The sequence below is a fragment of the Actinomadura sp. WMMB 499 genome, from assembly GCF_008824145.1.
GTDB lineage: Bacteria > Actinomycetota > Actinomycetes > Streptosporangiales > Streptosporangiaceae > Spirillospora.
In genome coordinates this window covers 2,379,911-2,404,925 of sequence record NZ_CP044407.1, presented here as the reverse complement: position 1 = coordinate 2,404,925, position 25,015 = coordinate 2,379,911, and the positions used below count along the sequence as shown (strand labels likewise).

The 25,015-nt window shown below is 73.8% G+C and carries 21 protein-coding genes; 10 read left to right on the top strand and 11 right to left on the bottom strand.

Annotated elements, in window-relative coordinates; genetic code table 11:
- Positions 1–10: 10 nt before the first annotated feature.
- From F7P10_RS10330 to F7P10_RS10320, 3 genes are read right to left on the bottom strand one after another with little or no spacing between them, the layout of a single operon-like run.
- The gene (locus tag F7P10_RS10330) at positions 11–595 is read right to left on the bottom strand and encodes a hypothetical protein (protein ID WP_151009141.1); all 585 of its coding nucleotides are present in this window, start codon (positions 593–595) and stop codon (positions 11–13) included.
- A 9-nt stretch (positions 596–604) separates the two neighbouring features.
- The gene (locus F7P10_RS10325) at positions 605–889 is read right to left on the bottom strand and encodes a hypothetical protein (protein ID WP_151009140.1); all 285 of its coding nucleotides are present in this window, start codon (positions 887–889) and stop codon (positions 605–607) included.
- Positions 890–921: 32 nt separating this feature from the next.
- Positions 922–1,362 (bottom strand): SUKH-3 domain-containing protein, encoded by a 441-nt coding sequence (locus F7P10_RS10320; protein WP_151009139.1) that lies wholly within the window; start codon positions 1,360–1,362, stop codon positions 922–924.
- Between the two features lie 182 nt (positions 1,363–1,544).
- On the opposite strand from F7P10_RS10320, the gene F7P10_RS10315 reads away from it, so the two are divergent.
- Complete coding sequence (locus F7P10_RS10315) at positions 1,545–2,759, top strand: RNA-guided endonuclease TnpB family protein (protein ID WP_151009138.1); 1,215 nt, start codon at positions 1,545–1,547, stop codon at positions 2,757–2,759.
- A 77-nt stretch (positions 2,760–2,836) separates the two neighbouring features.
- Here F7P10_RS10315 and F7P10_RS10310 read toward each other — a convergent pair whose 3' ends face one another.
- From F7P10_RS10310 to F7P10_RS10290, 4 genes are all read right to left on the bottom strand, one after another.
- Complete coding sequence (locus F7P10_RS10310) at positions 2,837–3,607, bottom strand: barstar family protein (protein WP_218040450.1); 771 nt, start codon at positions 3,605–3,607, stop codon at positions 2,837–2,839.
- Between the two features lie 9 nt (positions 3,608–3,616).
- A complete protein-coding gene (locus F7P10_RS10305) occupies positions 3,617–4,399 on the bottom strand; it encodes a barstar family protein (RefSeq protein WP_176611249.1) in 783 nt (260 codons plus the stop codon).
- Positions 4,400–4,413: 14 nt separating this feature from the next.
- Positions 4,414–8,160 carry an RHS repeat-associated core domain-containing protein gene (locus tag F7P10_RS10300; RefSeq protein WP_176611395.1) on the bottom strand — a complete coding sequence of 1,249 codons (3,747 nt, stop codon included), beginning with the start codon at positions 8,158–8,160 and terminating at the stop codon, positions 4,414–4,416.
- 450 nt (positions 8,161–8,610) lie between these two features.
- Complete coding sequence (locus F7P10_RS10290; RefSeq protein WP_151009134.1) at positions 8,611–10,749, bottom strand: TerD family protein; 2,139 nt, start codon at positions 10,747–10,749, stop codon at positions 8,611–8,613.
- A 255-nt stretch (positions 10,750–11,004) separates the two neighbouring features.
- On the opposite strand from F7P10_RS10290, the gene F7P10_RS10285 reads away from it, so the two are divergent.
- Positions 11,005–12,066 (top strand): RNA ligase (ATP), encoded by a 1,062-nt coding sequence (locus tag F7P10_RS10285; protein WP_151009133.1) that lies wholly within the window; start codon positions 11,005–11,007, stop codon positions 12,064–12,066.
- On the opposite strand, the gene F7P10_RS10280 is transcribed toward F7P10_RS10285, so the two are convergent.
- The 3 genes from F7P10_RS10280 to F7P10_RS10270 form a co-directional block, all read right to left on the bottom strand.
- Complete coding sequence (locus tag F7P10_RS10280; protein ID WP_176611394.1) at positions 12,067–13,293, bottom strand: MFS transporter; 1,227 nt, start codon at positions 13,291–13,293, stop codon at positions 12,067–12,069.
- The gene (locus tag F7P10_RS10275; protein WP_151009131.1) at positions 13,290–14,156 is read right to left on the bottom strand and encodes an alpha/beta hydrolase; all 867 of its coding nucleotides are present in this window, start codon (positions 14,154–14,156) and stop codon (positions 13,290–13,292) included. The genes F7P10_RS10280 and F7P10_RS10275 overlap by 4 nt, the downstream gene beginning before the upstream one ends.
- Positions 14,157–14,324: 168 nt before the next feature.
- Complete coding sequence (locus tag F7P10_RS10270; protein WP_151009130.1) at positions 14,325–14,909, bottom strand: PepSY domain-containing protein; 585 nt, start codon at positions 14,907–14,909, stop codon at positions 14,325–14,327.
- A 238-nt stretch (positions 14,910–15,147) separates the two neighbouring features.
- On the opposite strand from F7P10_RS10270, the gene F7P10_RS10265 reads away from it, so the two are divergent.
- The 8 genes from F7P10_RS10265 to F7P10_RS10230 are packed head-to-tail and all read left to right on the top strand — an operon-like array spanning position 15,148 to position 22,841.
- A complete protein-coding gene (locus tag F7P10_RS10265) occupies positions 15,148–15,849 on the top strand; it encodes a hypothetical protein (protein WP_151009129.1) in 702 nt (233 codons plus the stop codon).
- 57 nt (positions 15,850–15,906) lie between these two features.
- Complete coding sequence (locus tag F7P10_RS10260) at positions 15,907–16,749, top strand: glycosyltransferase family 2 protein (RefSeq protein ID WP_151009128.1); 843 nt, start codon at positions 15,907–15,909, stop codon at positions 16,747–16,749.
- Entirely contained in the window at positions 16,746–17,921 is a 1,176-nt protein-coding gene (locus F7P10_RS10255) for a 2-phospho-L-lactate transferase CofD family protein (protein ID WP_254716532.1), read from the top strand. The genes F7P10_RS10260 and F7P10_RS10255 overlap by 4 nt, the downstream gene beginning before the upstream one ends.
- Positions 17,918–18,550, top strand: coding sequence for an HAD family phosphatase (locus F7P10_RS10250; protein WP_151009127.1), 633 nt, complete (start codon positions 17,918–17,920; stop codon positions 18,548–18,550). The genes F7P10_RS10255 and F7P10_RS10250 overlap by 4 nt, the downstream gene beginning before the upstream one ends.
- Positions 18,543–19,316 (top strand): NTP transferase domain-containing protein, encoded by a 774-nt coding sequence (locus F7P10_RS10245; RefSeq protein ID WP_254716531.1) that lies wholly within the window; start codon positions 18,543–18,545, stop codon positions 19,314–19,316. The genes F7P10_RS10250 and F7P10_RS10245 overlap by 8 nt, the downstream gene beginning before the upstream one ends.
- Positions 19,304–20,620 (top strand): lipopolysaccharide biosynthesis protein, encoded by a 1,317-nt coding sequence (locus F7P10_RS10240; RefSeq protein ID WP_151009126.1) that lies wholly within the window; start codon positions 19,304–19,306, stop codon positions 20,618–20,620. Before F7P10_RS10245 ends, F7P10_RS10240 begins: the two co-directional genes overlap by 13 nt.
- On the top strand, positions 20,617–21,840 hold the full coding sequence (locus F7P10_RS10235; RefSeq protein ID WP_151009125.1) for a glycosyltransferase family 4 protein: 1,224 nt from the start codon (positions 20,617–20,619) through the stop codon (positions 21,838–21,840). The genes F7P10_RS10240 and F7P10_RS10235 overlap by 4 nt, the downstream gene beginning before the upstream one ends.
- Positions 21,837–22,841: a glycosyltransferase family 2 protein gene (locus F7P10_RS10230; RefSeq protein WP_254716530.1), complete on the top strand. Its 1,005-nt coding sequence runs from the start codon at positions 21,837–21,839 to the stop codon at positions 22,839–22,841. The genes F7P10_RS10235 and F7P10_RS10230 overlap by 4 nt, the downstream gene beginning before the upstream one ends.
- Positions 22,842–22,863: 22 nt before the next feature.
- Here F7P10_RS10230 and F7P10_RS10225 read toward each other — a convergent pair whose 3' ends face one another.
- Positions 22,864–24,999 carry an MMPL family transporter gene (locus tag F7P10_RS10225; protein WP_176611393.1) on the bottom strand — a complete coding sequence of 712 codons (2,136 nt, stop codon included), beginning with the start codon at positions 24,997–24,999 and terminating at the stop codon, positions 22,864–22,866.
- Positions 25,000–25,015 lie beyond the last annotated feature (16 nt).

Below are 25,015 nucleotides of genomic sequence, written 5' to 3'. Positions count from 1 at the left end.
GGCGCCGGTGTCAGAGCAGGCCGGCCGCCCGCAGCAGCCGCGTCCACGAGTCGCGGGGCCGTCCCTTCCGGTCCCGCTCCCCGACGACGTTCGGCCCGATCGCCCCCGCCACCAGCTCCGGGTACCGGGGGCCGAGGACGAACGTGTCGAAGAACTCCACGATGCCGGGCGCGAACTCCTCCGTCTGGATCGTCTCGACCTCCACGTGCTTGTAGGCGTGGATGTACTCGTCGGGGTCGCAGTAGTAGACGCTCCCGTTTTGCAGGTCCAGGTTGATCGGTGCGCCGCCCGGGATGTCGCCGCGCAGGTCGGGCGGGAGGCCGTACCGCTCGTAGCCGATGGCCAGCGGATCGCCCAGCGGGCAGTCCTCGTCCGTCCGCCGCGCCCGCCAGGCGTCCGGTCCGGCGATCTCCGGCGGGCGGACGAAGTTGAAGTAGTCCCCGGCCAGTCGCGAGAACAGGCCGAACACCTCGGTCACCCCGTCCGGCAGCTCCGGGATCGGCTCCAGCGCGCCGGGCGCACCGATCTCGACCCCGAACCCGTGCTCGTCCTCGACCCGCCGGACCAGGTCGAGCTTCGCCCGCAGCGATTCCATGCCCGCACCCTAGACGCCGCCCCGGACACGCCGCCGCGGCTCGCGGCGCGGCGGCTCCCGCAGCAGCCGTGCGAGCATCCGCAGCTCCGTGCCGATCCGCGGATCCGGCACGTCCAGGTCGTCCGGTACGTCGGGCGGGACGGCCGTGCCCGCCGCGGCCGCCGCGAGCCCGGCGAAGCGCGCCTCGACGTCTCCGGCGCCGGGCGACTCCGCCTCCCGCAGCGCGAGGATCAGGTACCCGAGCCGCTCGACCGCGATCAGCCGCCCCGCCGGACGCTCCCAGCGGTTCTCCACGACGTTCCCTGCCCAGGACGTCAAGGACCTGGTCAGCCGTCGAGGGTCTCGCCGTCGATGCCGAGGACGAGTGACTTGAGCCCTTCCCGGTTCGCACCCTTGACCTTGGCGAAGCCCGCGAAGAGATAGATCAGTCCGTCCTCGTCCATGCCGAACGTGATCATTTCTCGTTCGAGGTCGCCCAGGGGGACGATGTTCTTCCCGAGGTTCTCCGCCCACGCCGCGACGAGTTCGTCCTCGCCGCCGGTCCGGGACGGGTCGATGAAGAACGGCTGCCGCGCCACGGAGACGCCGGGGCCCGACTCGTCGAAACGCAGGCCGCCGTACTCCTCGAGGAAGGTCTCGCCCGCGGCGTGCTGCTCGTATCCTTCGGCCGCGTACCAGGTGCGGTAGGCGGAGATGTCGACCTTGCGGCCGGGGTGCCATCCGGCGCGGCGGAGCGCCCGGTCGAAGTCCTCTTCCGGGGAAGTCATCAGGACTCCTTCGCGGATACTCCGGCCTTCAGGCCGGGGAGGAAACGAAACCCCTGCGGAGCAGGACAGGGAAAGGTGATCCGCCCCCGGGGCGGATCACCGTCCACCACCACCTTTCCGGCAAATCCGCCGAATCCGCCGAACGCCTGCGGCCCCTGTATCTGCGTCGTTAGGTTGCGGGCATGGCGTGCACGGTCAAGCGGGCATTCAAATACCGCTTCTATCCGACGGACGGGCAGGCGGCCGAGCTCGCCCGCACGTTCGGGTGCGTGCGGCTGGTGTACAACAAGGCCCTGGAGGAACGCACCCGCGCGTGGCGGTGCGAGCGGCGCAGCATGTCCTACGGTGATACCTCGGCGGCGCTGACGGGGTGGAAGAAGACCGGTGAGCTGGCGTTCCTGAACGAAGTGTCGTGCGTGCCGTTGCAGCAGGCGCTGCGGCATCTGCAGGCCGCCTTCACCGCGTTCTTCGCCAAGCGCGCGCGCTATCCGCGGTTCAAGTCGCGTAAGAAGTCCCGGGCCTGCGCGGAGTACACCCGGTCGGCGTTCACCTTCCGCGGCGGCGAGCTGAGGCTGGCGAAGGTGAGCGGGCCGCTGGCGATCGTGTGGTCGCGTCCGCTGCCGGAGGGTGCGGTGCCGTCCGCGGTGACGGTGTCGCGGGACGCGGCCGGGCGGTGGTTCTGCTCGATCCTGTGCGAGGACCGCATCACCCCTCTGGCCCCCGCCGGGACGGCCGTTGGTGTGGATGCGGGGGTCACCTCGCTGGTGACCTTGTCGACCGGGGAGAAGGTCGCCAACCCCCGGCACGAGCGCCGCGACCGCGAACGCCTCGCCAAGGCGCAGAAGAACCTGGCCCGCAAGGCCAAGGACTCGGCCAACCGGGACAAGGCCCGCCGGAAGGTCGCGCGGGTCCATGCGCGGATCGCCGACCGGCGGCGCGACTTCCTGCACAAACTCACCACCCGGCTCGTCCACGAGAACCAAATGGTCGTGATCGAGGACCTGAGCATCAGCAACATGGTGCGCAACCATTCCCTCGCCCGTGCGATCTCGGATGCGGCATGGCGGCAGCTGCGGGCGATGCTGGAGTACAAGTGCGCCTGGTACGGGCGTGAGCTGGTCGTGGTGGACCGGTGGTTCCCCTCCACCCGGACGTGCTCGCGGTGCGGGACCCTCGCCGAGAGGTTGCCCCTTGAGGTGCGGGAGTGGGAGTGCGGCGGGTGCGGGGCCCGGCACGACCGGGACGTCAACGCCGCGCGCAATCTTGTGGCCGCCGGGCCGGCGGTGTCCGCCTGTGGAGCCGGTGTCAGACCTCGGCGGGAATCTTCTTCCCGGACGGGGCGGTCGGTGTCGAAGCAGGAAACCCGGCGGGCGACCGCTGGAATCTCCCGCCTTTAGGCGGGGGTAGGTCAAAGGTACCTCATGGTGTTAGCCCCCTAAGCCCCGGTTTCCGTGCGCCGTCGTGCCGGACGCGCTCAGCGGTGATCCAGGATGACGTTGCCGCGTCCCAGGACGTCCAGGACCGACTCGAGCGACGGCGCCTGGGCGAGGTCGTCGGGTTTGCGTGTTTTCCACGACCGGCGGGCGACCTCGAAGTGCGTCCAGAGGAGCGTGAACCGGCCGGCGGTTCCGTATCCGCCGGACATGCAGTCGCTCAGCGAGTCGAGGCCCGCCCCGTAGTAGCCGCCGGGGCCGTTGATCGCTTCGCCGAGTGCGCAGAAGAAGCCCGCGCTGTCGGTCACGTGGGTGCCGTCCAGTTCGAAGGTCGAGCCGTCCGGACGGTCCGCGCCGTCCGTCCGCACGTGCCGGTGCAGCGCGACGTGCGTCCAGGCGCGGCGCCCCTGCGGCCCGTATCTTGTCCACAGGCCCGATTCTCGTGGTGGCCCCGACCGCCAGATGTCCCAGATCTCCTCTTCCTCAGGGAGGGGTGGACGTCCCCAGACGTAGCCCGAGAGGAGGACGCCTTCGGGGGCGCGCTCGGTGAGGCTGGGGAAGACGTAGTAACGCCCGAGTACGCTCGCGTCCTCACCCAGAACCTCGAGTTCGGTGACGAACTCGGTCTCCGAGCCCTCGCCGGGCAGGAGCCGGGCCATGAAATCGCCAGGGATGCAGAAGGGGATCAGGGCGTCGAACCGGTGCCGTCCCTCTTCCTCTCGGGTGCCGCCGAAGAACCCCGTGATCTCGTCGAACGAGCACAGGACCCCGTCGTCGTCCGCCGTCTCGGCGATCAAGCGGTAGCGAGCCATGCCGCCGGGTCAGCGCCGCTCTACGGTGACGCCGAACTGCGCCAGACGGTCCAGGACTCTGTCCAGGGACGGGTCGTAGTAGGGATCGTACGGAAGCCGTGGCTTCCAAGAGCGGCGTGCGACGTCGAGGTCGTGCCAGATCAGCGTGAAGCCGCCGGCGGTCCCGTATCCGCCGGACATGCAGTCGTCGACCGCGATGAGGTTCTTTCCGTAGTAGCCGCCGGGGCCGTTGATCGCTTCGCCGAGTGCGCAGAAGAAGCCCGCGCTGTCGGTCACGTGGGTGCCGTCCAGTTCGAAGGTCGAGCCGTCCGGACGGTCCGCGCCGTTTGTGCGCACGTGCCGCTGCCGGGCCACGTCCAGCCAGGCGCGGCGTCCCCGGTCGCCGTATTGTGCCCAGACGCCCGACGTCTGTGGCCGCCCTGCCCGCCACATGTCCCAGAGTTCCTCCTCTTCCGGAAAAGGGCGGTGCCCCGGCGTTGTGAACGAGCACCGCAGACCCTCGGGAACGAGCCGGGTCGTACTGGGCATGAGGTGGTACACCCCTAGGACGGTGTCGTCCCGCCCCAGAACCTCCAGGCTGCTGACGTTGTCGATCGCCTTTCCGCCGTCGGGCAACAGGGCGGCCATGTACTCACCCGGGCTGTAGGAGGGGATGAGGACGTCGACTTCGAATCGCTCCGCCATGTCGTCCTCCAGGGCGCCGGTGAAGAACCCCGTGATCTCGTCGAACGAGCACAGCACCCCTTCTTCGAGGCCGTAACGGTCTTCGGCGATCAGCCGGTACTTCGCCATCCCCGCCTCCGGTGTCAGTTCACCTTGCCGCCCTCGGGATACCACGGGCCTGGAAAGAGCTTGATGTTGCCGTAGTTGTGCCCGGGGGCATAACCCAGCTTTCCGTCGCGCATCTCGACGATACGGTGATCTGTTCCGGGTACATCCCATTCCAGGCCGCCTTCCCAGCGTGCCCTGTTCCGCGGACCCAGCTCGTCCCCCCGGAACCTCTTCTGGTCGCCGACGTTGAGTCCGTCCGGAATCCGCCCCTCGCGGCGGTCTCTCTGGTCATAGACGCGGGGCGTGGGCGCCCCCAGCGGCGATGGGACGCCGTTCCGCTCCGCTGCTCGCATCGCCTTGATCTTCTCGTACTCGTCACGGATCCGCTTCGGCACCGGATTCTTGTCCGACAGCCTGTACGGGGCGAGGCCGAGGGGGTCGGTCAGCAGCGTCGGGTTGCGGACGTAGGCGTGCGGGTTGAGCTGGGGCTCCAAGCCCTGCGGGTCGGGCGACGTGTACCGCCCCGTGCCGGGGTCGTAGTACCGGTTGTAGTTGTAGTGGAGGCCCGTCTCCGCGTCGAAGTACTGACCGGGGAACCGGAACGGGCACGGTGCGGTGCCGCCGCTCTGGTCGGTGCCCCAGAGCGTCGAGCGCCGGTGCCAGGTGACGGTCCCGTCCGGGGCGACGAGTTCCGTGGGTGAGCCGAGCAGGTCGCCGACGATCGCGTGGAACCGTTCGTCCACCCACTCCTGCGAGCCCGGCGCGGCGGTCCGGTCGGTCTGGGCCAGCGGCCGGTAGGTACCCGGCTCGTACTCCCAGGACGTCGCCCGCACGGTGAACGCGTCCTGACCGGCGGGACGGACACGGTGCACCTGCTCGACGAGGTTCGGCCCCTCCCACGCGAAGGCATAGCTCTCGTTTACCCCGCCGTCCGCGCCTACGTGCTGCTTGCCGATCCTGCGGCCGAGCGGGTCGTAGTGGTAGTGCCAGCGGCTGCCGTCGGGGACCTCGGCACTGGTCAGCCGGTCCTCGGCGTCCCACCGGAACCGCCAGCGGCGGCGGGTGCCCGAGAGCGTGACGTGCTCGCGCAGCACCAGGCGGCCCTGCCCGTCGTACTCGAACCGGACGCGGCCCGCGCGGTGCAGCAGCGTCCCGGTGACCTCCCGCGGGCCCGCCGTCCCGTCGTCGCCCGCGGGCCACTCGCCGGCGGTGACGTTGTCCATCCCGTCGTAGGCGTAGCGTTCCGTCCAGCCCTGGGCGCGGACGGCCGTCACGCGGCCGCGCGAGTCCAGGTCGTAGGCGCGGTTCCCGCCGAGACGGTCGGCGACGGTGGTGAGCGTGCCGTCCGCGCCGTAGCCGTAGGCACGGTGCTGGAGCAGCCGCGCCCGCCCCTGGTCGGCGGGGCCGGGGGCACCCCAGATCGTCTGCGTGGAAAGGCGGCCGTCGGCGTCCCATTGCTGTGCCAGTACCGCACCCGGGCCGATCCGGCGCTCGGTTTCCCGGCCCAGTTCGTCGCGGGAGAACCGCAGGGTGCCGGTGCGCAGGCCGGTGCTGTCGAACCGGGTAGCCAACCCCAGGACGTCGTATGCCCAGGTGCTGCGCACGCCGGTCGGCGTCGTGCGGCCCACGGTCCTGCCCGCGCCGTCCCGGGCCACCGCGACCCGCGCGCCGTTGCAGACCTCGGCGACGACCCGTCCGGCCCGGTCGCGCTCCAGCGCGAGCTCGATGCCTCCGCCCGCCGCACGGACGAGCCGTCCCATGTCGTCGTAGCCGAACGTCGTGACCTGGTCGCCCGCGTGCTTCTCCAGCATGATGCCGGACGTGCCGCGCACGAACGTCGTCTCCTGCCCCGCACCGTTCGTCCGGGAGACGAGACGGCCCGCGGCGTCGTGGCCGTACCGGATCACGCGGCCGTCGAAGTCGGTCTCCGCGCGCAGGCGGCCCGCCGCGTCGTGCTCGTAGGTCCAGGTCCGGCCCTCGGGGGTGCCGACGCGGACGAGTCGCAACTCACCGTCGTGGCCGAAAGTGAGGCGTGCACCGTCCGGCCGGACCGTCGCGACGGGGACGTCGAACGGCCCGTACTCGGTTCGCTCGACCCGTCCGGCCGCGTCGGTGTAGGCGACCGTGTTGCCCTCGGCGTCGTGGGTCCACTGCTCCGTCGCGCCGCCGGGCGAGATACGCGACTCCAGCAGGCCCTCGACCGTCCAGCTCAGCACGGTCGTCCCGGACGGGTCGGTCACGTGCGTGGGACGGCCCAGCGCGTCGTAGGTGTAGCGGGTCGTCGTGCCGGACGCGTCGGTGATCGACACGGGCCGGCCGGCGGCGTCGAGTTCGGCCCGGAACGTGGCGCCCGCCGGGTCGGTGACGCCGGTGATACCGCCTCGCCCGTCGCGCTCGTAGACGGTGACGGCGCCGGACGGGTCGGTGATCCGCGTCGCGTTGCCGCGGTCGTCGTACTCCATGCTCCACGACGTGCCATCCGGCTCCGTGATGAGTACGGGGAGATGGAGGTCGCCGTACTCGGTGGTGGTGCGGCTCCCGTCCGGGTGGGTCACGGCCGTGACGTTGCCGACGTCGTCGTAGACGTAGTGGGTGGTGTCGCCGAGTGGGTCGGTGCGCGACAGCACATGGTCGAACTCGTCCCACTCGGTGCGGATCGATGCCCCGAGCGGGTCGATCTCCTCCACGACCTGCCCGGACTCGTTGTAGCGGTAGACCGTTGCCTGCCCGGTGCCGTCCGTCACCACGGTACGACGTTCGTCCGGCCGGTAGGTCAGGGCCGCGTCGAGGTGGCCGCCGGTGCCCTCGCCGCGTACGGCACGGCCCTGCTCGTCGTAGGTGTAGCGGTACCAGAAGCCGTTGCGGTCCACCCAGCCGGTGAGCCGGTCTCGATCGTCGTAGGTCAGTTCTAGCGGACGCCCTGAGGAGTTGTAGACCTCGGAGAGGTTGCCGGCCTCGTCGTAGCCGTACCGCACGAGGACGGTCCCGGCCGGCTCGGCATCGTGGAGCAGGCGGAGCGCGGTGACGCGCGGTTCGGGTTCGGGGCCGCCGACGTCGTGCGGGGCGCTGTCCACGGCGAGGCGCCGGCCGTCGCCGCGCCGGATCCCCGTGAGGACGCCGTCCTCGTGGTCGAGATCGATGCGGTTGCCGTTGCGGTCGGTGACGGCCACCAGCGGCAGCCGGGACCAGCCGTACCGCTCGCCGGGGGCGGGGAAGTGCAGTGTGCGGCCCGTGCGCGGGTCGGTGAGCGTGTAGCCGCCTTCGCCGGTCAGCATCAGCGTCCGGCGCGCGCCCGCGACCGGCTCGAAGCCGACGTTCGGCACCATGGCCTGCGGAAAGCGCAGCACGGTCGCGTCCGCGTCGAGAAAGTGGACGCCGTCGGCGTCGATCTCCAGTGCCTGGTCGAGCGAGGACGCCCAGGTGCGTCCGAACAGCCGCCCGGACCCGTAGGTCGACACGTGCGTGCGGGTGACGATGAACTGCAGGGCGGCGTCGAACGACGCGTCCTGCTGGGTGAGCAGGACCTCACCGGTGACCACGTTGATCGGGTCACTGGTCGTCGAGGAGTTCTGCTCGGTGCGGGCGCGGGACTGGTCGGTGCCGCCCCGCCGGTTTCCGTTCGTCCCGCCACGCCCGCCGGGAGGACGGGGCCCGCCGGGGGATGGGGAACCGCCGGGCCCGCCGCGTCCGCCGCCCGGCGACGGGAAGTAGTTGCCCGCCGCCCGGCCGAACACGCCCCCGGCTGCGCCCGAACCGCGGCGTCCCGGACGGCGTCTACCCATCGTCGGAAAGCGGTGACGGCATCGGCGTTGCCCTTCGGGAGGGGATGAACCGGTCTAAAGTGGAGCAAGATTATCGCGTGTGGCGGTTCGTGGCGAGGGGCGCGACGAAGGGCGCGGCCGGGGTGGCCGCGCCCTTCGTTCGTTCGGCGGCGAGGAAAGCGGGGAGGCTGGACAGGAAAGGTGTTGAGAAGGAAGCCTCTCCATGGCCTCGCCGATGGCATCTTAACACGAACGGCTTCGCTCGAACGGGCTAAAGAAATTGGGCGCCGCATCTGCGGCGCCCATTCCGGAGCGGGAATACGTTGGCGAAGTCGAGACTCTGCCGATCCTGCATCGGAAGGAAGCGCCGTCGTGATCCCGATCGTGGGAGGAAGGCGAGAGGGCTGGGTTAACTTTTGCAGAGTTTGAGAAGGAAGCCCTCTCATGGCCTCGCCGCGACGATTCTAGCAGTCAGGCCGGGATCAGGTCTCGCAGGTTTTTCAGGGTGACGACCGTCGAGTCCGGGTGGAGTCCCTCGGGACGGTCGAGGCCGACGAAGGTGACGGGCTCGCCGGGGACCGGGACGCCGTCGAGCATCGTGAACTGCTCCGGTCGCATGAGATCGACCAGGTGGCGGACGGTGAGGTAGCGGCGCTCGATGACGGCGCGGGTCAGTCCGGCCGTCGTGACCCGGTTGTTCTCGACCCGGTTGAACGCGAATCCGCCCCGCACGTGCAGGTGCATCCACTTCGCCCGCCAATCGCCGTCCTTGCCGCGGACGAACGCCAGCGGAAGGGAGACCCGGGCGGGCCCGCGCAGGTCGGACTTCATCCGGACGGTCTTCGGTTCGAACGGTCGCCCGCCCTGTTCGGCGTCGCGCAGCATGAACCCGAAGAACGACTCCTCGACCTCGTCGAACCCTTCACCCGAGTAGATGTTGACCTGCGGGATGACGAACCGGGCCTTGATCTTTCGCAGCGACAGGTCGATGAACTCGGACGCGCCGTCCGGTGCCTCGGTGATATCGCCGGAATGCCGGCCGCCGGCCTTCCGGAGCGAGGTGTACGACAGCCATTCCGGGTGGTCGTAGTCCTTGTCGAGCATGAGCGCGGAAAGGTCGAAGTCCGTCGTGTACTCGCGCTGCTTCCAGTAGATGAAGAACCGCAGGAGCTCCCCGTCGACCGGCGAGAGGGAGCCTCGGGGGAGCACGCCCAGGCCGTCCGCGGTCGCCTTCCCGCTGAGCGGCAGCGCGACGTCGAGGACGGCCGGGTCCACGACGAGGTGCGCGGGCGCGGGCAGCCGGGAGGCGAGCTCGGCGTCCAGCAGGTTCTTGAGCCGCCGGAACGCGTCCGGGTCGAGCGGCGGGCGGGTGTCGGGGACGGCGACGCCGCGCCCCGAGGCGCTCGCGAAGACGCGCGTGCCCTTCGCCTTCCTCGTCCGGTTGAGCAGGTGCTCGCGGACCGACAGCAGGACCCGGCCGGACACCCGCCCGGCGACGGACTCGGCGGCGTCCAGGACCGCGCCGGACGCGGACGGGTCGGTGCGCAGCAGCCGGTCCAGCGACCGGAACAGCGTGCCGGGCGCGTTCGCGGCGAGGTTCGCCGCGCCCGCGACGTCGCCGCCGCCGAGGAGCGCCTCGACGCGGCCCGCGAACGACGGCACCTTCTTCTCGCCGCGCGCCACCGCGAAGACGTCCCGCGCGTGCGGCCAGCGCGGGTACTCGTGGGGGTGCAGGCGCTCGCCGAGCCGCTTCCACCGCTCGCGGTGCGCGGCGACGTCGCCGAGCTTCGCCGGGTTGCCGCCGACGACCGCGTCCAGGCCCGCGAGCAGGGCGCGGCGCTCGCGGCGGGTCAGCAGGAACTCGGTCGGCTCCGCCAGCGTGACGTCGCCGAGCGACAGCCCGCAGGCGAGCCGCAGGACGTCGGTGACCGTGTCGAGCAGCAGGTCGCCGCCGGCGGCGACGCGCACCTGGTTGATCAGGGCGCGGTTCTCCCGGACGGGGATCGCTTCCGGCGTGACGGTGGTGCAGTGCGCGGCGAGCTCGCGCAGGGCCTCGAGTTCCGCCGCGGTGAGCGGGGTGACGCTTCCGGCCAGCGCGAGGAACAGCCGGTCGGCCTCGGCGGCCGTGGCGTCCCCGGCGTGCAGGACGGTCACCCGGTCGGCGCCCGCGACCAGTTCGTCGTGCGCCGCCAGCATCTCCTCGTAGGAGTGCAGGTACTTCCCGTACTTCGGCAGCGACAGGAGGTTGATCGACCCGCCGACGATCTCGACGTCCGCGTCCGGGTCGGCGAGCGCGCTCACCAGGGAGGAGACCCAGAAGTCGAGCGTGTCCGGCACGCCGTGCGGGAAGTCGCGGAAGTAGACGTTGTGCCGGACGTGGTCGCCCACGATCTCGCGCACCACGGGGAGCACCCGGGCGGCGAGGTCGGAGACGGCGTCGCTGTCCAGCCGGGACAGCGCGGCGAGCAGGTCGCCGGACAGCTTGAACCCGGCCGACATGAGTGCGGCGTCGAACCGCCGCGCGGCCGCGTCGCCCGCCCCCGCCGGGCCGTCCGGGACGGGCACGCGGTGCGTGTGGCGGACGACGAGCCGCTCGATCGTGGTGGTCACCTGGGAATGGTCGCAACGATCGTGCTTCTCGCCAACGCCTTTTCACGTCAGGTGAGGCGCGCGACGGCTCCCGGACGGACGGGACGGTGCAGCCGGGCCCCTGATCGGTGCGCCGGCTTTGCAGAGGCACGAGCCCCTGGGGGCGAGGTGCGGTCCGGCGGGGTACGGCTCCGAACTCGAGCGTCGATAAATGGTTTGTTCGAGTAGGAAACGGTTGCCACTCTTGGCCGGAATACGGGAAAGGGGGAAATGCCGATGTCGACGCTGCGCGTGACGGCCGAACGGCTGACGATCCTGCCGCACGACAACGCGGACGCGCTCGAACTCGCCCAGGTCGGGCTGTACCGGGCGGTCGTCCAGAAGGGGCGGTACGCGACCGGCGACTGGGCCGTCTACATCCCCGAGGGAGCGCTGCTCCCGGACGGGCTGATCGGCGAGCTCGGGCTCACCGGGAAGCTCGCGGGCGCGGGCGAGAACCGCGTCAAGGCCGTCCGGCTGCGCGGCGAGCTGTCGCAGGGCATCGTCTGCCTGCCCCGCGCCCTGGACGGGACGGACCTCGCCGCGGCGCACGGAGAAGGCCGGAACTTCGCCGACGACCTCGGCATCGTCAAGTGGGTGCCGCCGGTCCCGGTGCACATGGCCGGCGAGGTGCTGCCCGCCCCCGACCTCGTCCGGTGGATCGAGATCGAAGACGTGAAGCGGTACCCGGCGATCTTCGAGCCGGGCGAGCCCGTGGTCGCGACGGAGAAGATCCACGGGACGGCGTGCCTGCTCACGATCGCGGGCGGCGAGCCGTTCGTGTCGTCCAAGGGGTTCGGCGGGAAGTCGCTCGCGCTGGTGCGGGACGGCAAGAACCTGTACTGGCGGACGCTCGAGGCGCACGGGGCCGTCGAGGCCGCGCGGAAGATCGCCGAGCGGTTCGGCGCGGACCGGGTCGGGCTGTTCGGGGAGGTCTACGGCCGCCGCGTGCAGGACCTGCACTACGGCGCCGCCGAGCCCGGATACGCGGCGTTCGACGTCGCGGTGGCGGGCGCGGACGGGTTCCGCTGGCTGGATCCGGCGGAACTCGCCGCCGTGCTGGCGGACGCGGGCCTGCCCGCCGCGCCCGTCCTGTACGAGGGCGGGTACGACGAGGCGCGGCTGATGGAGCTGGCGAGCGGGCGGGAGACGGTGTCGGGCCGGTCCGCGCACCTGCGCGAGGGGCTGGTCGTGCGGCCGGTGACCGGGCGGTGGAGCCCGGTCACCGGCGGGCGGGCGATCGCGAAGTTCGTCTCGCCCGGCTACCTCACCCGCAAGGGCGGCACCGAGTTCGAATGATCACCCCCGGGCGGCGGCGGGCGTCCCCGCCCGCCGCCGCCACAGCACGACCGCGGCGAGCAGCGCCGCCAGCACCGGGACGGTCGTGAGCAGCACGATGTCGCGGCCCGGCAGGGACAGCCCGAGCAGGACGCCGCCGACGGCGGGGCCCACGATGGATCCGGCCCGGCCGAGCGCGGCGGCCCAGCCCACGCCGGTGGTGCGGGTCGCGGCCGGGTACACGCTGACGGCCATGGTGAGCTGGCCGATCTGGCTGCCGATGAGCCCGGCGCCCGTCCCGGCGAGGACGAGGAACAGCAGGGCGTCGGGCAGTTCGACGCGGGCGACGGTGAACGCGCACGCGGCGCCCACGATCGTCGTGACACACAGGGACGGCGCGATGCCGATCCGGGACGCCAGCCAGATGAGCCCGATACCGCCGACGATGCCGCCGAAGCTGAAGAACGCCAGCCCCATCGGCGCCTCCGACTCGGCGAACCCGAAGTCGGTCATCAGGGTCGGCACCCACGACTGCAGCGTGTAGGCCGACAGGAACGCCATGAACGAGAACAGCCAGATCAGCAGGGTGTCGGTCCGCACGCCGGGCCGCAGCAGCAGGCCGACGCGCTCGCCCTCGCGCGCCCGCGCCCCGGCGGGGACGCGGTCGGCGGGCAGCGCCCACAGCATCACCGCGGCCAGGACGAGCGGCGCGCCCCCGGCGACCCAGAAGACCCCGGCCGGGCCGATCGCGTCGAGCATCCGGCCGCCGAAGACGCCGCCGAGCGTCGCGCCCGACGCCAGTCCCAGCGTGACGGTGACCGACACCCGCTCGTGCCGCTCGGCGGGGCTGTGGTCGGTGGCCAGGGCGACCGCGGCGGGCAGCACCGCGCCCAGCCCGACGCCCGTCAGCACCCGGGTGACGCTGAGCACGGCGATCGACTCCAGGGGCAGCAGCGCGGCCGTCGCGAGGGTGCTGACCGCGAAGAACGCCACCCCGCCGATCAGCACCCGGCGGCGGCCCAGCCGCGCGCTGAGCGGGCCGGAGTACAGGTAGCCGACGACGACGCCGAGGTTGGTGAGGACGAGCGGCGCGGTGAAGGCCGCCTCCTCGAGTCCCCAACCGGTCGCGAGGGACGGGACGGAGAACGCGAGCGCGGCGGTGTCGAACCCGTCGATCAGCACCGCGAGGAAGGCGAGGACGACGGCGGACCACAGGACGCGCCGCGGTTCGGCGGGCGTGTCGTTCACTGGGCGCTCCCCTCGGCGAAGACGATCGTGCGGGCGGCGGCGAACAGCGGGGACTCCGGGTCGCCGAACGCCGCACCGGTGCCGACGTGGTCGGTACCGGGAAGCGGCACGGTGACCGGCCGGTGCCCGGCGTCCTCGAGCGCCCGCGCCAGCAGCGTCCCGTGCTCGCGGAAGAACCCGCCGTCCTGCCCCCTGACGTTCGGTTCCGGATCGCCGTAGGAGATGACGACGCCGCGCGGCGCCCGGGTGATCCGCCGGGACGGCGTGAGCCGCGCCGCCTCCGCCGGGTCGAGCTCCGGTTCGGACCGCAGGTCGACGGGCGCGCTCATGCAGACGGCGCCGGTCACGCCGGGGAGCGGGTCGTCCGCGCCGGTCATGGTGACCATGGCGGTGAGGTGGCCGCCCGCCGAGTGCCCGGCGACGGTGAGCCGCGCCGGGTCGCCGCCGTAGGCGGGCGCGGCCCCGGCGGCCCAGCGCACGGCGCGCGCCGCGTCGGCCACGGCGTCGGCGATGGTGTGCGCGGGGGCGAGCCGGTACCCGCAGGACACGAAGACCGCACCGGCCTCCACCCACGGTGCCGCCAGGTGGTCGTAGAACGCGGGGTGGCCCTCGCGCCAGCGGCCGCCGTGGAAGTAGACGATCACCGGCCGGCCGGTGCCGCCGCCCGGATGGTAGACGTCGGCGAGGTGGGCCGGGTCGGGCCCGTACTTGAGGTCGAGGTCGTGCGGGAACCGCTCGCGGACGTCCTCGCGCCGGCGCAGGGCGACGTCGTAGAAGCCCTTCCAGTCGGCGTGGTACCGCTCGGGATTGCGGTAGGTGAAGTACTCCGTGGGGTCGGCCGGACGGACGGTATCGGGGGACATGGTGCCGCTCCTTCGAAGCAGGATGGAGGGACGAGCGGACGAATCCCTGGCCACCGGCCGTAACTCGCCTCTTCCGTGCTTGGCATCACATCCTGTCCGATCCTCGTATACCTCACCAATCCCAATAGTGTTCGCCGCTATAGCGGAATGCCCATACCGGCGCCGGGGTCAGCGCCGCAGGACCCGGCCCGTCCTCGCGTCGATCTCCGGGGCGTACCGGGCGCCGCCGGGGCCGATCACGTCGCCTTCCCAGACGACCGTGCCGCCGCGGGCGTCGAGGTTCAGCTCGGTGATCCGCGCTCCGGGGACGCTCGCGCGGATCGCGTCGGCCGCGCCCCGGTGGTCGAGCTTCGCCTCCCGGACGCGCGCCAGGTCCTCGTCCCCTTCGTCCCGTTCGTCGCCCTCATCGCCCTCGTCCTGTTCGAGTTCGTTCCGGACGACTCTGGTGCCCGCGCCGTCCACGAGGAGTTCGCGCTCGGTTCCGTCGTCCCCGACGAGGCCCACCTCCCAGCCGCCGCCCTCCGTCTCGATGGAGGTCAGCGCGGTGCCGGGGGCCGCCCGCAGCGCGGTCGCCGCGGCCCGTTCCATGGCGCCGACGGCCGGGGTGGTGACGGGAAGCGGGGTGGTGTTCGGCGCGGTGAGGGTCTCGCCGGTGGCCGCGGTGCCCGGTGCCGCCGGGGCGTCCCGCTCGGCCCCGCCGCCGCAGGCGTCCAGCAGGAGCACCGTGGCCAGCGTCGCGGCGACAGCTCTCACTCCCGGCCCTCTACCCGCGAGCGCGCCGGGTACGCCGGGGGCGCGGGCGAGCGTGAACGCCGGGGCGGGCGCGCCGGGTTCCCCGCTGGCCCGAAACGGCCAGCGGGGACGGACTCCTTGACACGGCGAGGGAAGCCGCCGACGATGGGAGCGCTCCCATGTCGCGGCGCGGCCACGCGTCCGCCGGTGTCCCGGCGGAGCGTGGGAGCGCTCCCATGAGCCTCGGAAGGGGACACGCATGACCGTGCAGGGCGACGCCCCGCCGTCCCGGACCGGACCGGACGACCCGGACGTCCGGACGGCGCGTCCATGGGCGCCCCACGTCTGGTGGATCTCCCTGCTCGCCGGCGGGCTCGGGGCGGCGGCGGTGTGGTTCCTGCTGCCGCACGGCCGCGAGATCGAAGCGGCGTGGGAGATGCCGGCGAAGCTGCTCGTGTTCGCGTCCGCGTGCGTCGGGGTCGCGCTCTTCCCGTGGGCGTCCCGGCTGCCGCAGTGGACGCTCTACCTGCCGTTCGCCGTCTTCACCGGCTACATCGTGCCGCGCATCAGCGGCTTCTACTACCTGGACGGCGAGCGCGCCCACGGTGACGCGTTCTACACCCACCTCTACCAGCTGCTCTATCCCGGACTGGTGCTCACGGTCGCCGCCGCGTACCGGATGGGCGGCGGCACGCCCGGCCGCTGCCTGAAGATCATCTTCGGTGGCGTCGTCATCATGTTCTCCGGCTTCCTGGACCTCATGTGGTACGTCGTCAACCCGGTCGGGATCCCGGACCGGATCGACGCCCCGCACATCAACCTCATCACCGGCGGCCCCATCTCCTTCGGCGCGACGATCGCATTCGCGCTCGCGCACGTCCCGATCGTGGTCGGGTTCGCGCTGCTGCCGCTGGACCGCTGGATCGGCCGGCTGCTCGGCACCACCGACCGGCCCGCCTGAGGAGCGCCCCCCGCCGACCGCGCATCGAGGCATCGACGACAGTGGCGAGGAGGCCACGTGGCGACGTCCACCAACGACAACGACGAACCGGGTGCGGACGCGGGGCTCACGATCTCCGTGGCGGCGCCCGCCTACAACGAGGCGGCGAACATCGCCGCGGCCGTCACCGAGTGGCGCCGCTACCTGGAGCGTTCCCCGGACGTGTCGGACTGGGAGATCGTGGTCTGCGACGACGGCAGCACGGACGGGACGGGCGCGGTGCTGGACGCGCTGCGGGACGACTGCCCGCGGCTCACCGTCGTCCGGTTCGCCCGCAACCGGGGCGCGGGCGCGGCGATCGCCGCGGCGATCGGGGGCACCCGCCTGGATTGGGTGGTGGTGCTCGACTCCGACGGCCAGTTCCCGATCGCGAACCTCGACCGGTTCGTCCGGCTGCTGCGGGACGGACGGGCGAAGGCGTTCTCCGGCGCGCGCGTCCGCAAGGCCGACAGCCTGCCGTACCGGTGGGGGTCGGCGGCCAGCGGCGCGGCGAGCAACCTGCTGCACCGCACCCGCTACCGCGACTTCAACTCGATCTTCAAGGTGGTGGACGGGCCGCTGCTGCGGTCGCTGCCGCTGGAGGCCGGCGGGATGAACTGCTCGACCGAGATCACCGCGCGGATCGCCGAGCTGGGGCACGCCTGGGTGGAGATCCCGATCGAGCACCGGGAGCGCGGCGGCGGGGCCCGCGGCTGGCGCTTCTGGGGCGGTGCGCGGGACCGGGCGCTGCTCGTCGGCTACCTCGGCTACCGGCACTGGCTGCTGCGCCGCGGCGTCCTGCGCACCCCGCCGGACCCCGCCGCCCCGGCCGTCCCCGCCGCCGCGCCCGTGCCCGCGCGCGTTCCGGAGGACGCCCGGTGAGCGCGCTGCGGGTCGCGATGTTCGGCGGCGGGCGCGGCACCGCGGCGATCGCGCGGCGGCTGCTGGAGACACCGGGCGTGGAGCTGTCGCTGCTGGTGAACGGGTACGACGACGGGCTGTCCACGGGGGCGCTGCGGCGGTTCCTGCCGGGGATGCTGGGGCCGTCCGACTTCCGCAAGAACCTGCTGCTGCGCCGCGACGGCGACGGCCCCGGCCGCGCCGCGCTGGTCGCCTTCCTGGAGCGCCGCCTCCCGCCCGGGACGGCCCGCCGCGACCTCGACGGGCTCGCGGACGCCCTGCCGCGCGGCGTCCGGGAACCGGTGGAGCGCGACCTCGCCGCGCTCCGCGCCCGCCTCGACGCCGACCCCGACGGGCTCGACCTCGCCGACTGCGCCGTCGGCAACCTCGTCATCGCGGGGGCGTACCTGCGGCTCGGGCGCGACTTCAACGCCGCCGTCGGCCACTGCGCCCGCGCCTACGGTTCCGCGGCCCGGCTGCTCAACGTGACCGGCGGGGAGGACGCGCACCTGGCGGCGGTGAAGGCGAGCGGCCGGGTGCTCGCCGACGAGGCCGGCATCGTCGCGCCCCAGGACCCGTCCCCGATCACCGACCTGTTCCTGCTGCGCGAGCCGCTCACCGCCGCCGGACGGGACGAGCTGGAGCGGCTGCCGCCCGCGCGCGTCCGGTGGGTCCTGCGCCGCCGCCGGGCCGCGCTCACCGCGAACCCCGCGGCGCTCGCGGCGCTCCGCGACGCCGACCTGATCGTCTACGGTCCCGGCACCCCGCACTCGTCGCTGCTGCCGAGCTACCTGACGCCGGGCGTGCCGGACGCCGTCGCGGCGAGCCGGGCGGCGGCGAAGGTGCTGGTCGTCAACCTGACGGACGACCACGACGTGCGGGGCTTGAGCGCGGCGGGCCACCTCGGCCTCGCGCTGTCGTACCTGGGCGACCCGCTGAACGAGCGCGGCCTGGTGACGCACGCCGTCCGGCACCGCCCGGGCGACGGCCGCGCGGCCGGCCCCGGACCGGTGCCCGGCCGGGACGGCGTGTGCTGGCTCCCGGCGGACCTGGCGGACCCGGAGCGGCCCGGCGTGCACGACGCCGGCCGCACCGTCGCTCTCCTGACCGGCCTGGTCGCGAGGACGGACGCACTCCTGGAGCGTGCCGGATGACGGCCGCGTGGTTCCTCGATCTCGACGGGACGCTCGTCGACTCGGCTCCGGCGCACGAGGCGGCGTTCCGGGCGGCGCTCGCGGAGGTCGCGCCCGCGCTGCTCGGCGGGTTCGACTACCGCGACCACGCGGGCGCGGGGACGGGCGCGGTGGCGGGGACGCTGGGGCTGGCGGGCGCGGACGCGGCGCGGTTCGTCCGGCGGAAGCGGGAGATCTACCGCGGGCACGTCGCGGCGGGGAAGGTCGCCGCGTTCCCGGGCGCCCACCGGCTGCTCGACCGGCTCGCCGCGCTGGGCCGTCCGGCGTACCTGGTGACGGCCGGGAGCCGCGGCTCGGTGGCGCGGGTGCTCGCGGCGAGCGGGCTGGGCGACCGGCTCGGCGGCGTCCTGACCGGCGACGACGTGCCCGCGAGTAAGCCGGATCCGGCGTTCTACCGGGCGGCGTGCGAGCGCTGGTCGGTCGCCCCGGCCGGCGCCGCGGCCGTCGAGGACTCGGCGCACGGCGCGGCGTCCGCGGTGGGCGCCGGGATCCGGACGTACCTGGTCCACGCCTCCGGGCCGGTGCCCGGCACCGTCCCGGTGCGGGACCTCGACGCGCTCGCCGACCTGCTGGGAGGGCCCGATGCGTGACCGGATCTGCGCGGTGATCCCGGCGGCGGGGCGCGGCTCGCGGCTCGGCCTCGGCGTCCCGAAGATCCTGCTGGACGTCGCGGACGGCGTCACCGTCTGGAACCTGCTGTACCGCCGCATCGCGCCGTCGGTCGGGCACGTGCACGTGGTCGTGTCACCGGACGGCGCGGAACCGTTCCGGCGCCGCGCGGCGGCGGAGATCGACGCGGGCGCGGTGTCGGTGAGCGTGCAGGAGACGCCGACCGGCATGGGCGACGCGATCTTCGGGGCGCGGCCGCACTGGGACGGGCACGCGGCGATCCTCGTGGTGTGGGGCGACCAGGCGAACCTGTCGGCGTCGACCGTCCGGCGGGTCGTGGCCGCGCACGGGACGGCGGGGGCGGCCGGTGCGGGAGCGGGGCTCACGATCCCGCTCGTCCCGATGCCGGACCCGTACGTCGAGTACGAGCTGGACGGCCGCCGCCTGCTGCGGGTGCGGCAGTCGCGGGAGGGCGAGGAGTGCCGGCCGGGCGGCCTCGGCGACGTCGGCGCGTTCTGCCTCGGCACGGACGGCCTGCACGCGGCGTGGGCGCGGTACCTGGCGGGCGCCGAGCGCGGCGCGGTCACCGGGGAGGTCAACTTCCTGCCGTTCCTCACCCACCTGTCGCGGGCGGACGGACGGGACGTGTCGGTGGTGCGGGTCGCGGACCCGGCCGAGGCGCGCGGCGTGAACACGAGGGACGACCTGGAGTTCGTCCGGCGGAGACACGCGCGGTGCGGCGACTGAGGCCGCCGCGGCGGCTGAGCGTGCCGGCCGCCGGGCCGACCGTGCTCGGCACCGCGGCGAGCGCGGTGTCGGCGGCGACGACGCTGGTCATCGCGCGGGGGATCGGCGCGGCGGCGTTCGGGCACTTCACGGTCGTGCTGTCGATCGCGCTGATCGTCACGATCGGCATGCAGCTCAGCCTGCACTACGTGATGCTGCAGGAGTTGCCGCGCGGCGACCCGGCGCGGCACCGGGCGATGATGGCGACGGCGCTGCTGTCCACGCTCGTCCTGGGCGGCGGCCTCACCGTCGCGGGCGCCCTCGCGGCCCCGTGGCTCGCGCCGCTGGTCGGAGTGGACGCGGGCGCGCTCGCGTCCGGGCTGGTGCTGGCGTTCGCGATGACGCTGAACCACCTGACCGAGAGCTTCCTGCGCGGACGCCGCCGGTTCGCGCTCGTCGCGCGGCTGAAGGCGGTGATCGCCGTCGCGTACCTGGGCGGCGCGTCGTGGTGCCTGCTCGGCGCCGGGATCACCGACCCGGACTTCTACCTGGCCGCGCTGACCGGTACCTACGCCGGGTTCGCGCTGGCCGCGCTCGCCGCCGTCCGGATCCCCCCGCGCGCGTGGACGGGGGCGTGGTCGGCGGCGGAGGCGCGCGCGCAGTACCGGCTCGGCGCGTACGTGACGGTGATCGCCGCGCTGACCGGGGTGCTGTTCGGCCTCGACGTCATCTTCCTGAACCACTGGGCGGACCGGGCGGACGTCGGCGTCTACTCCATCTACAACGGGTTCCCGAAACGGCTGCTCGGGGTGGTTTTCACCGACGGGATCGGGCTGGCGCTGCTGCCCGCGCTCGCCGTCGCCGACACGCGGGCGGTGCTGCGGCGGCTCGTCCGGCTGGCGCCGCTCGTCGCGGCCGGGACGGCGCTGGTCGCGTTCGCCGCGAGCACCGTGCTGTTCCCGCTGCTGGGCGGCGAGTACCCGTACTCGCTCGTCCTGATGGGGCTGTCGGCGGCCGGCATCGGCCTGCACGCGGTGTTCAACCTGTACTCGGTGGCGCTGTCGATGGACGGGCTGCGCGGCGCCCGCGTCCTGATCGCGTGCCTCGCCGTCGCGACGCCCGCCGCGCTCGCCCTGCAGGCCGCCTGCATCGCGCGGTGGGGCCTGCATGGCGGCCTCGCCGGGTTCGCGCTCGGCAACCTCGTCCCGGTCGCCGCCGTCATCGCGGTCGCCGCCCGCGTCTACCGCCACCGCGACGGCGGCGGCGACGGTGGCGGCGGCGCCCCGGCTGCCCCGCCCGCACCCGCACTGGAGAAGGCCCCATGAAGATCGTCCACGTGGTCAACCAGTACCCGCCGAACGTCACGACGGGGCTCGGCCGCTACATCGAGCTGATCGTCCCGCGGCTGGCCCGCGAGCACCGGCTCGCGGTGTTCACGCTGGGCGGGCACGGCGGCGCGGCCCGCGAGCGGGACGGGCGGGTGGCGGTGCACCGCGCGCCCGCCCGGATCACCCGGATCGCCGGGGCGGTCGCGCGCCGCCGCCCGCTCAACCGCACGCGGCGGCTCGACTTCGCGCTGCTGGCCGCGGACGTCGTCGCGAGCAACTGGCGGTACGTCCGGCGGCTGCGGCGCGCCCGCGACCGCCCCGACCTGGTCGTCGTGCACGACACGACGAACTTCCTGTGCGGGCTGCTCTGCCACTACGCGCTGCGGCTGCCGGTCGTCCTGCACGTCCACACGACCGAGTACGGGGTGGACGCCGCCCGCCGGACCGGGTTCGGGGCGGTGGAGCGGTGGCTCGGACGGGTCGCGCGGCGCGTCGTCGTCCCGACCCCGGAGATCCGCGACCGGCTGCGCGCCGCCGGATGGGACGCGCGGACGCCGATCGACGTCGTCCCGCTCGGCGCCACCTACGAGCCCGCCGCGCTCCCCGGACCGGACGAGCGCGCCCGCCAGGCCGCCGCGCTGCGCGCCCGCCTCGGCATCCGGCCGGACACGCCCGTCCTGCTGTTCACCGGGCGCCTGGAGCGGCAGAAGGGCGTGTACGAGCTGGTGGAGGCGCTGCCGGAGATCGTCGCGGCCGTCCCGGAGGTGTGCGTCGTGCTGGCCGGGGAGGGCGACCGGGCCGGGGTGCGGCGGATCGCGGCGCGGGCCGGGCTGTCCGCGCGCCTGCTCACCCCCGGCTTCGTCCGGGGCGAGGAGCTGGCGGCGTACTACGCGATGGCGGACGCGTGCGTGTTCCCGTCGCGGTTCGAGCCGTTCGGGCTGGTCGCGACCGAGGCGATGGCGCTCGGCCGGCCGACGATCCTGGGCGCCGGGTTCTCCCGGATCTTCGCGGGGGACGACCCCGTGCGGCCCGCCGTCCACCGGATCGCCGGGACCGGGCCCGGCGACGTCGCCGCCGCCGTCATCGCCGTCCTCACCGATGGGGACGCTCGCCGCGACCTCGGCGAGCGCGGGGAGCGGCTGGTCCGGGAGCGGCTGAGCTGGGAGCGCGCCGCCGCCGAGACGTCGCTCGTGCACGTGAAGGCGGTGCGGCCGTGACCACCGTGTCCGTCGTCGTGCCCTGCTACGACGCCGCGCGAACGCTCCGGCTCTGCGTCGAGGCGGTCCGCGCCCAGACCCGGACGCCCGACGAGATCGTGGTCGTGGACGACGCGAGCCGCGACGGCTCCGCCGACATCGCCGCCGGGCTCGGCTGCCGCGTCGTCCGGCTCCCGGAGAACCGCGGGGTGTCGGCCGCCCGGAACGCGGGCGTCGCGGCGTCGAGCGGCGACGTCGTGTTCTTCCTCGACTCCGACGTGGCACTGCACCCGGACGCCGTCCGCGCCGCCCTCGACGTCCTGCGGGACGAGCCGGACGTCGGCTGCGTGCAGGGCGTCTACGAGCCGGAGCCGCTGATCGACGACGGTCCCGTCGAGTGGTACCGGATCCTGCACGCCGCGTACTGGCGGCGCCGCCACCTCGGCGACGTCACCGGCGTGGTGTTCGCGCTCGCCGCGATCCGCCGGGACGTCCTGGAGGAGGTCGGCGGGTTCGACGAGACGCTGCGCGACTGCGAGGACGTCGAGTACGGCGGGCGGCTCGCGGGCCACGGCCGGGTCGTGCTGACCGACCGGATCCGGGGCCGGCACGACGACGGGCACCGGCTCCGGCCCGTCCTCGCCGAGCAGTGGCGGCGCGCCGTCCCGCTGGTCCCGCTCACGCTGGCCGCCGCGCGGCGCGGCGCCGGGCAGCCCGAGCCCGCGAACCGCCGCGCCGGGATCGTCGTGGCCGCGCTCGCCGTGGCGACCCTGGCCGGGGGCCTCGCGGCCGTGCCCCTCGGGCTGCTGCACCCGGTGTTCCTGCTGGTCCCGGCCGTGCTCGCCGCCGCGTTCCCGTTCACCGACCCCGGACTGCTCCGCTACGTCCGGCGGCATCGCGGGGCCGGTTTCGCCGCCCGCTTCGCGGCCGTCCACTTCGCCGTGCACGCCGTTCTCGTCACCGGCCTGGCCGCCGGTGCGCTGCGCCTCCTCTTCCCCGCGCGGCGCACCGGCGGCCGGTGACCCCCCGGACCCGGCGGGTGGGTCAGGCGCGGAGGCGGGGGAGCAGCCGGTCCAGCGGGCCGGGCAGCCACCAGGCGCGGCGGCCGAGCAGCCGCATCGCCGCCGGGACCAGCAGGCACCGGATGATCACCGCGTCCACGAAGACCGCGATCGCCATGCCGAAGCCGGCCTGCTGGAGCAGCCGGTCGGGGCTCAGCACGAACGCGCCGAACACCGACACCATGATCGCCCCCGCCGCGGTGATCACGGCGCCGGTGTGCGCGAGGCCCTCCCGGACGGCGAGCCGCGCGTCCCCGGTGCGCCGCCACTCCTCCCGCATCCGCGACACCAGGAAGATCTCGTAGTCCATCGACAGGCCGAACACCACCGCGAACACCATCACCGGCAGGTACGCCTCGATCGGCGCGCCCTCCACGCCGAACCGCCCGTCCTGGAACACCAGCTTCATCGCGCCGAGCGCCGCGCCGATGCTCAGCAGGTTGAACAGGGCGGCCTTCAGCGGGACGAGCACCGAGCGGAACACCGCCATCAGCAGCAGCAGCGACACCCCGACCACGATCGCCACGAACAGCGGCATCCGGTCGGCGATCTTCCCCGCGTAGTCCTCGGCGGCGGCCGTGGAGCCGCCCACCAGGTACGTCGCGCCCGTCCGCTCCGCCACCCCCGGCAGGACGTCGCCGCGCAGCTCGGCCACGAGGTCGGCGGTCGCCTCGTCCTGCGGGGACGAGTCGGGGAACACCAGCACCGTCGACACGCCGCCGTCACCGACCGGTACCGGGTCGGCGGCGGCCCGCACGCCCGGCGTCCCGGCCAGCGCGTCCGCCGCCGCCCGCGCCGCCCGCGCGTCCCCCTCCGCGACGACGAGCAGCGGGCCGTTGAAGCCGGGCCCGAACCCCTGCGCGAGCGTGTCGTAGGCCTTGCGGGCGGTCGAGTCCGGCGGGTCGTTGCCCGCGTCGGCGAACCCGAACCGCATCCCGAGCGCCGGGAGCGCCAGGGCGCCCAGCAGCACCCCGCCGACCAGCAGCGCCGCGAGCGGGCGCCGCTGCACCGCCGACCCGATCCGCCGCCATCCCTCCCCGGACCCGCGGGACGATCCGGGCGTGAACTTCCGCGCGAACCGCGGGCCGAACGCGCCGAGCAGCGCGGGCAGCAGCGTCAGCGCCGCGAGCATCGTCGCCAGCACGGTCAGCGCCACGCACAGCGCCATCCCGCGCAGCGAGCCGAGGCCCAGCGCGACCAGCCCGAGCAGCGCCACGATCACCGTGCAGCCCGCGAAGAACACCGTGTGCCCGCCGGTGTCGAGCGCCGTCCGCACCGCCCGTCCGGACGGGACGCCCGCCAGCAGCTCGGCCCGGTACCGGGCGAACACGATCAGCGCGTAGTCGATGCCGACGCCGAGGCCGACGAGCATCATCACCGGCGGTGTCCACTCGGCGATCATGAAGGCGTGCGAGGCGATCACGATCGCGCCGAACGTGGACCCGACCGCGAACACCGCCGTGACGATCGGGAGCACCGCCCCGAGCGCCGACCGGAACATCGCCACCAGGATGACCAGCGCCGCGAGCACGCCCACGCCCTCGGCGAACCCGCCCGCGCTCGCGCCGAGCGCCCGCGCGGCGTCGCCGCCCAGCTCGACCTCGAGCCCGTCGCCCTGTACCGCCTGCGCGGCGTCGAGGATCCGCTGCGTGTCCTCCGTGCCCATCTCGGTCGACTCGACGTCGAGCGTCACCGTCGCGTAGCCGACGGCGCCGCCGGGCGCGATCGCGGACCCGTCCGCGTACGGGCTGCGGACGTCGGCGACCTTCGGCAGCGCGGCGACCGTCCCGAGCATCCCCTCCACCCGCTCGCGGGTGCCCGCCTCGGCCAGCCCGCCGCCGTCCCGCAGGACGATCTGCAGGGTGCCGGCCGTGGCCTGCCCGGACCCGTGCCGTTCCAGCAGGTCGGCGGCCTGCTGCGACTCCGTGCCGGGCAGCGAGTTGTCCTGCCGGTAGTCGCTGCCGGTGGCCGTCGCCGCGCCCCAGATGCCGGCGAGCACCGCCGTCCACAGGATCAGGACGAGCCAGCGGCGGCGGTGCGCGAAGCCGGCGACGCGCGCGAACACGCTCCCGGGCGGGTCCGGATCCCCCGTCTCCGCCCTCGTTTCGGTCAAGGTCATGATCTGTCTCCTTGCG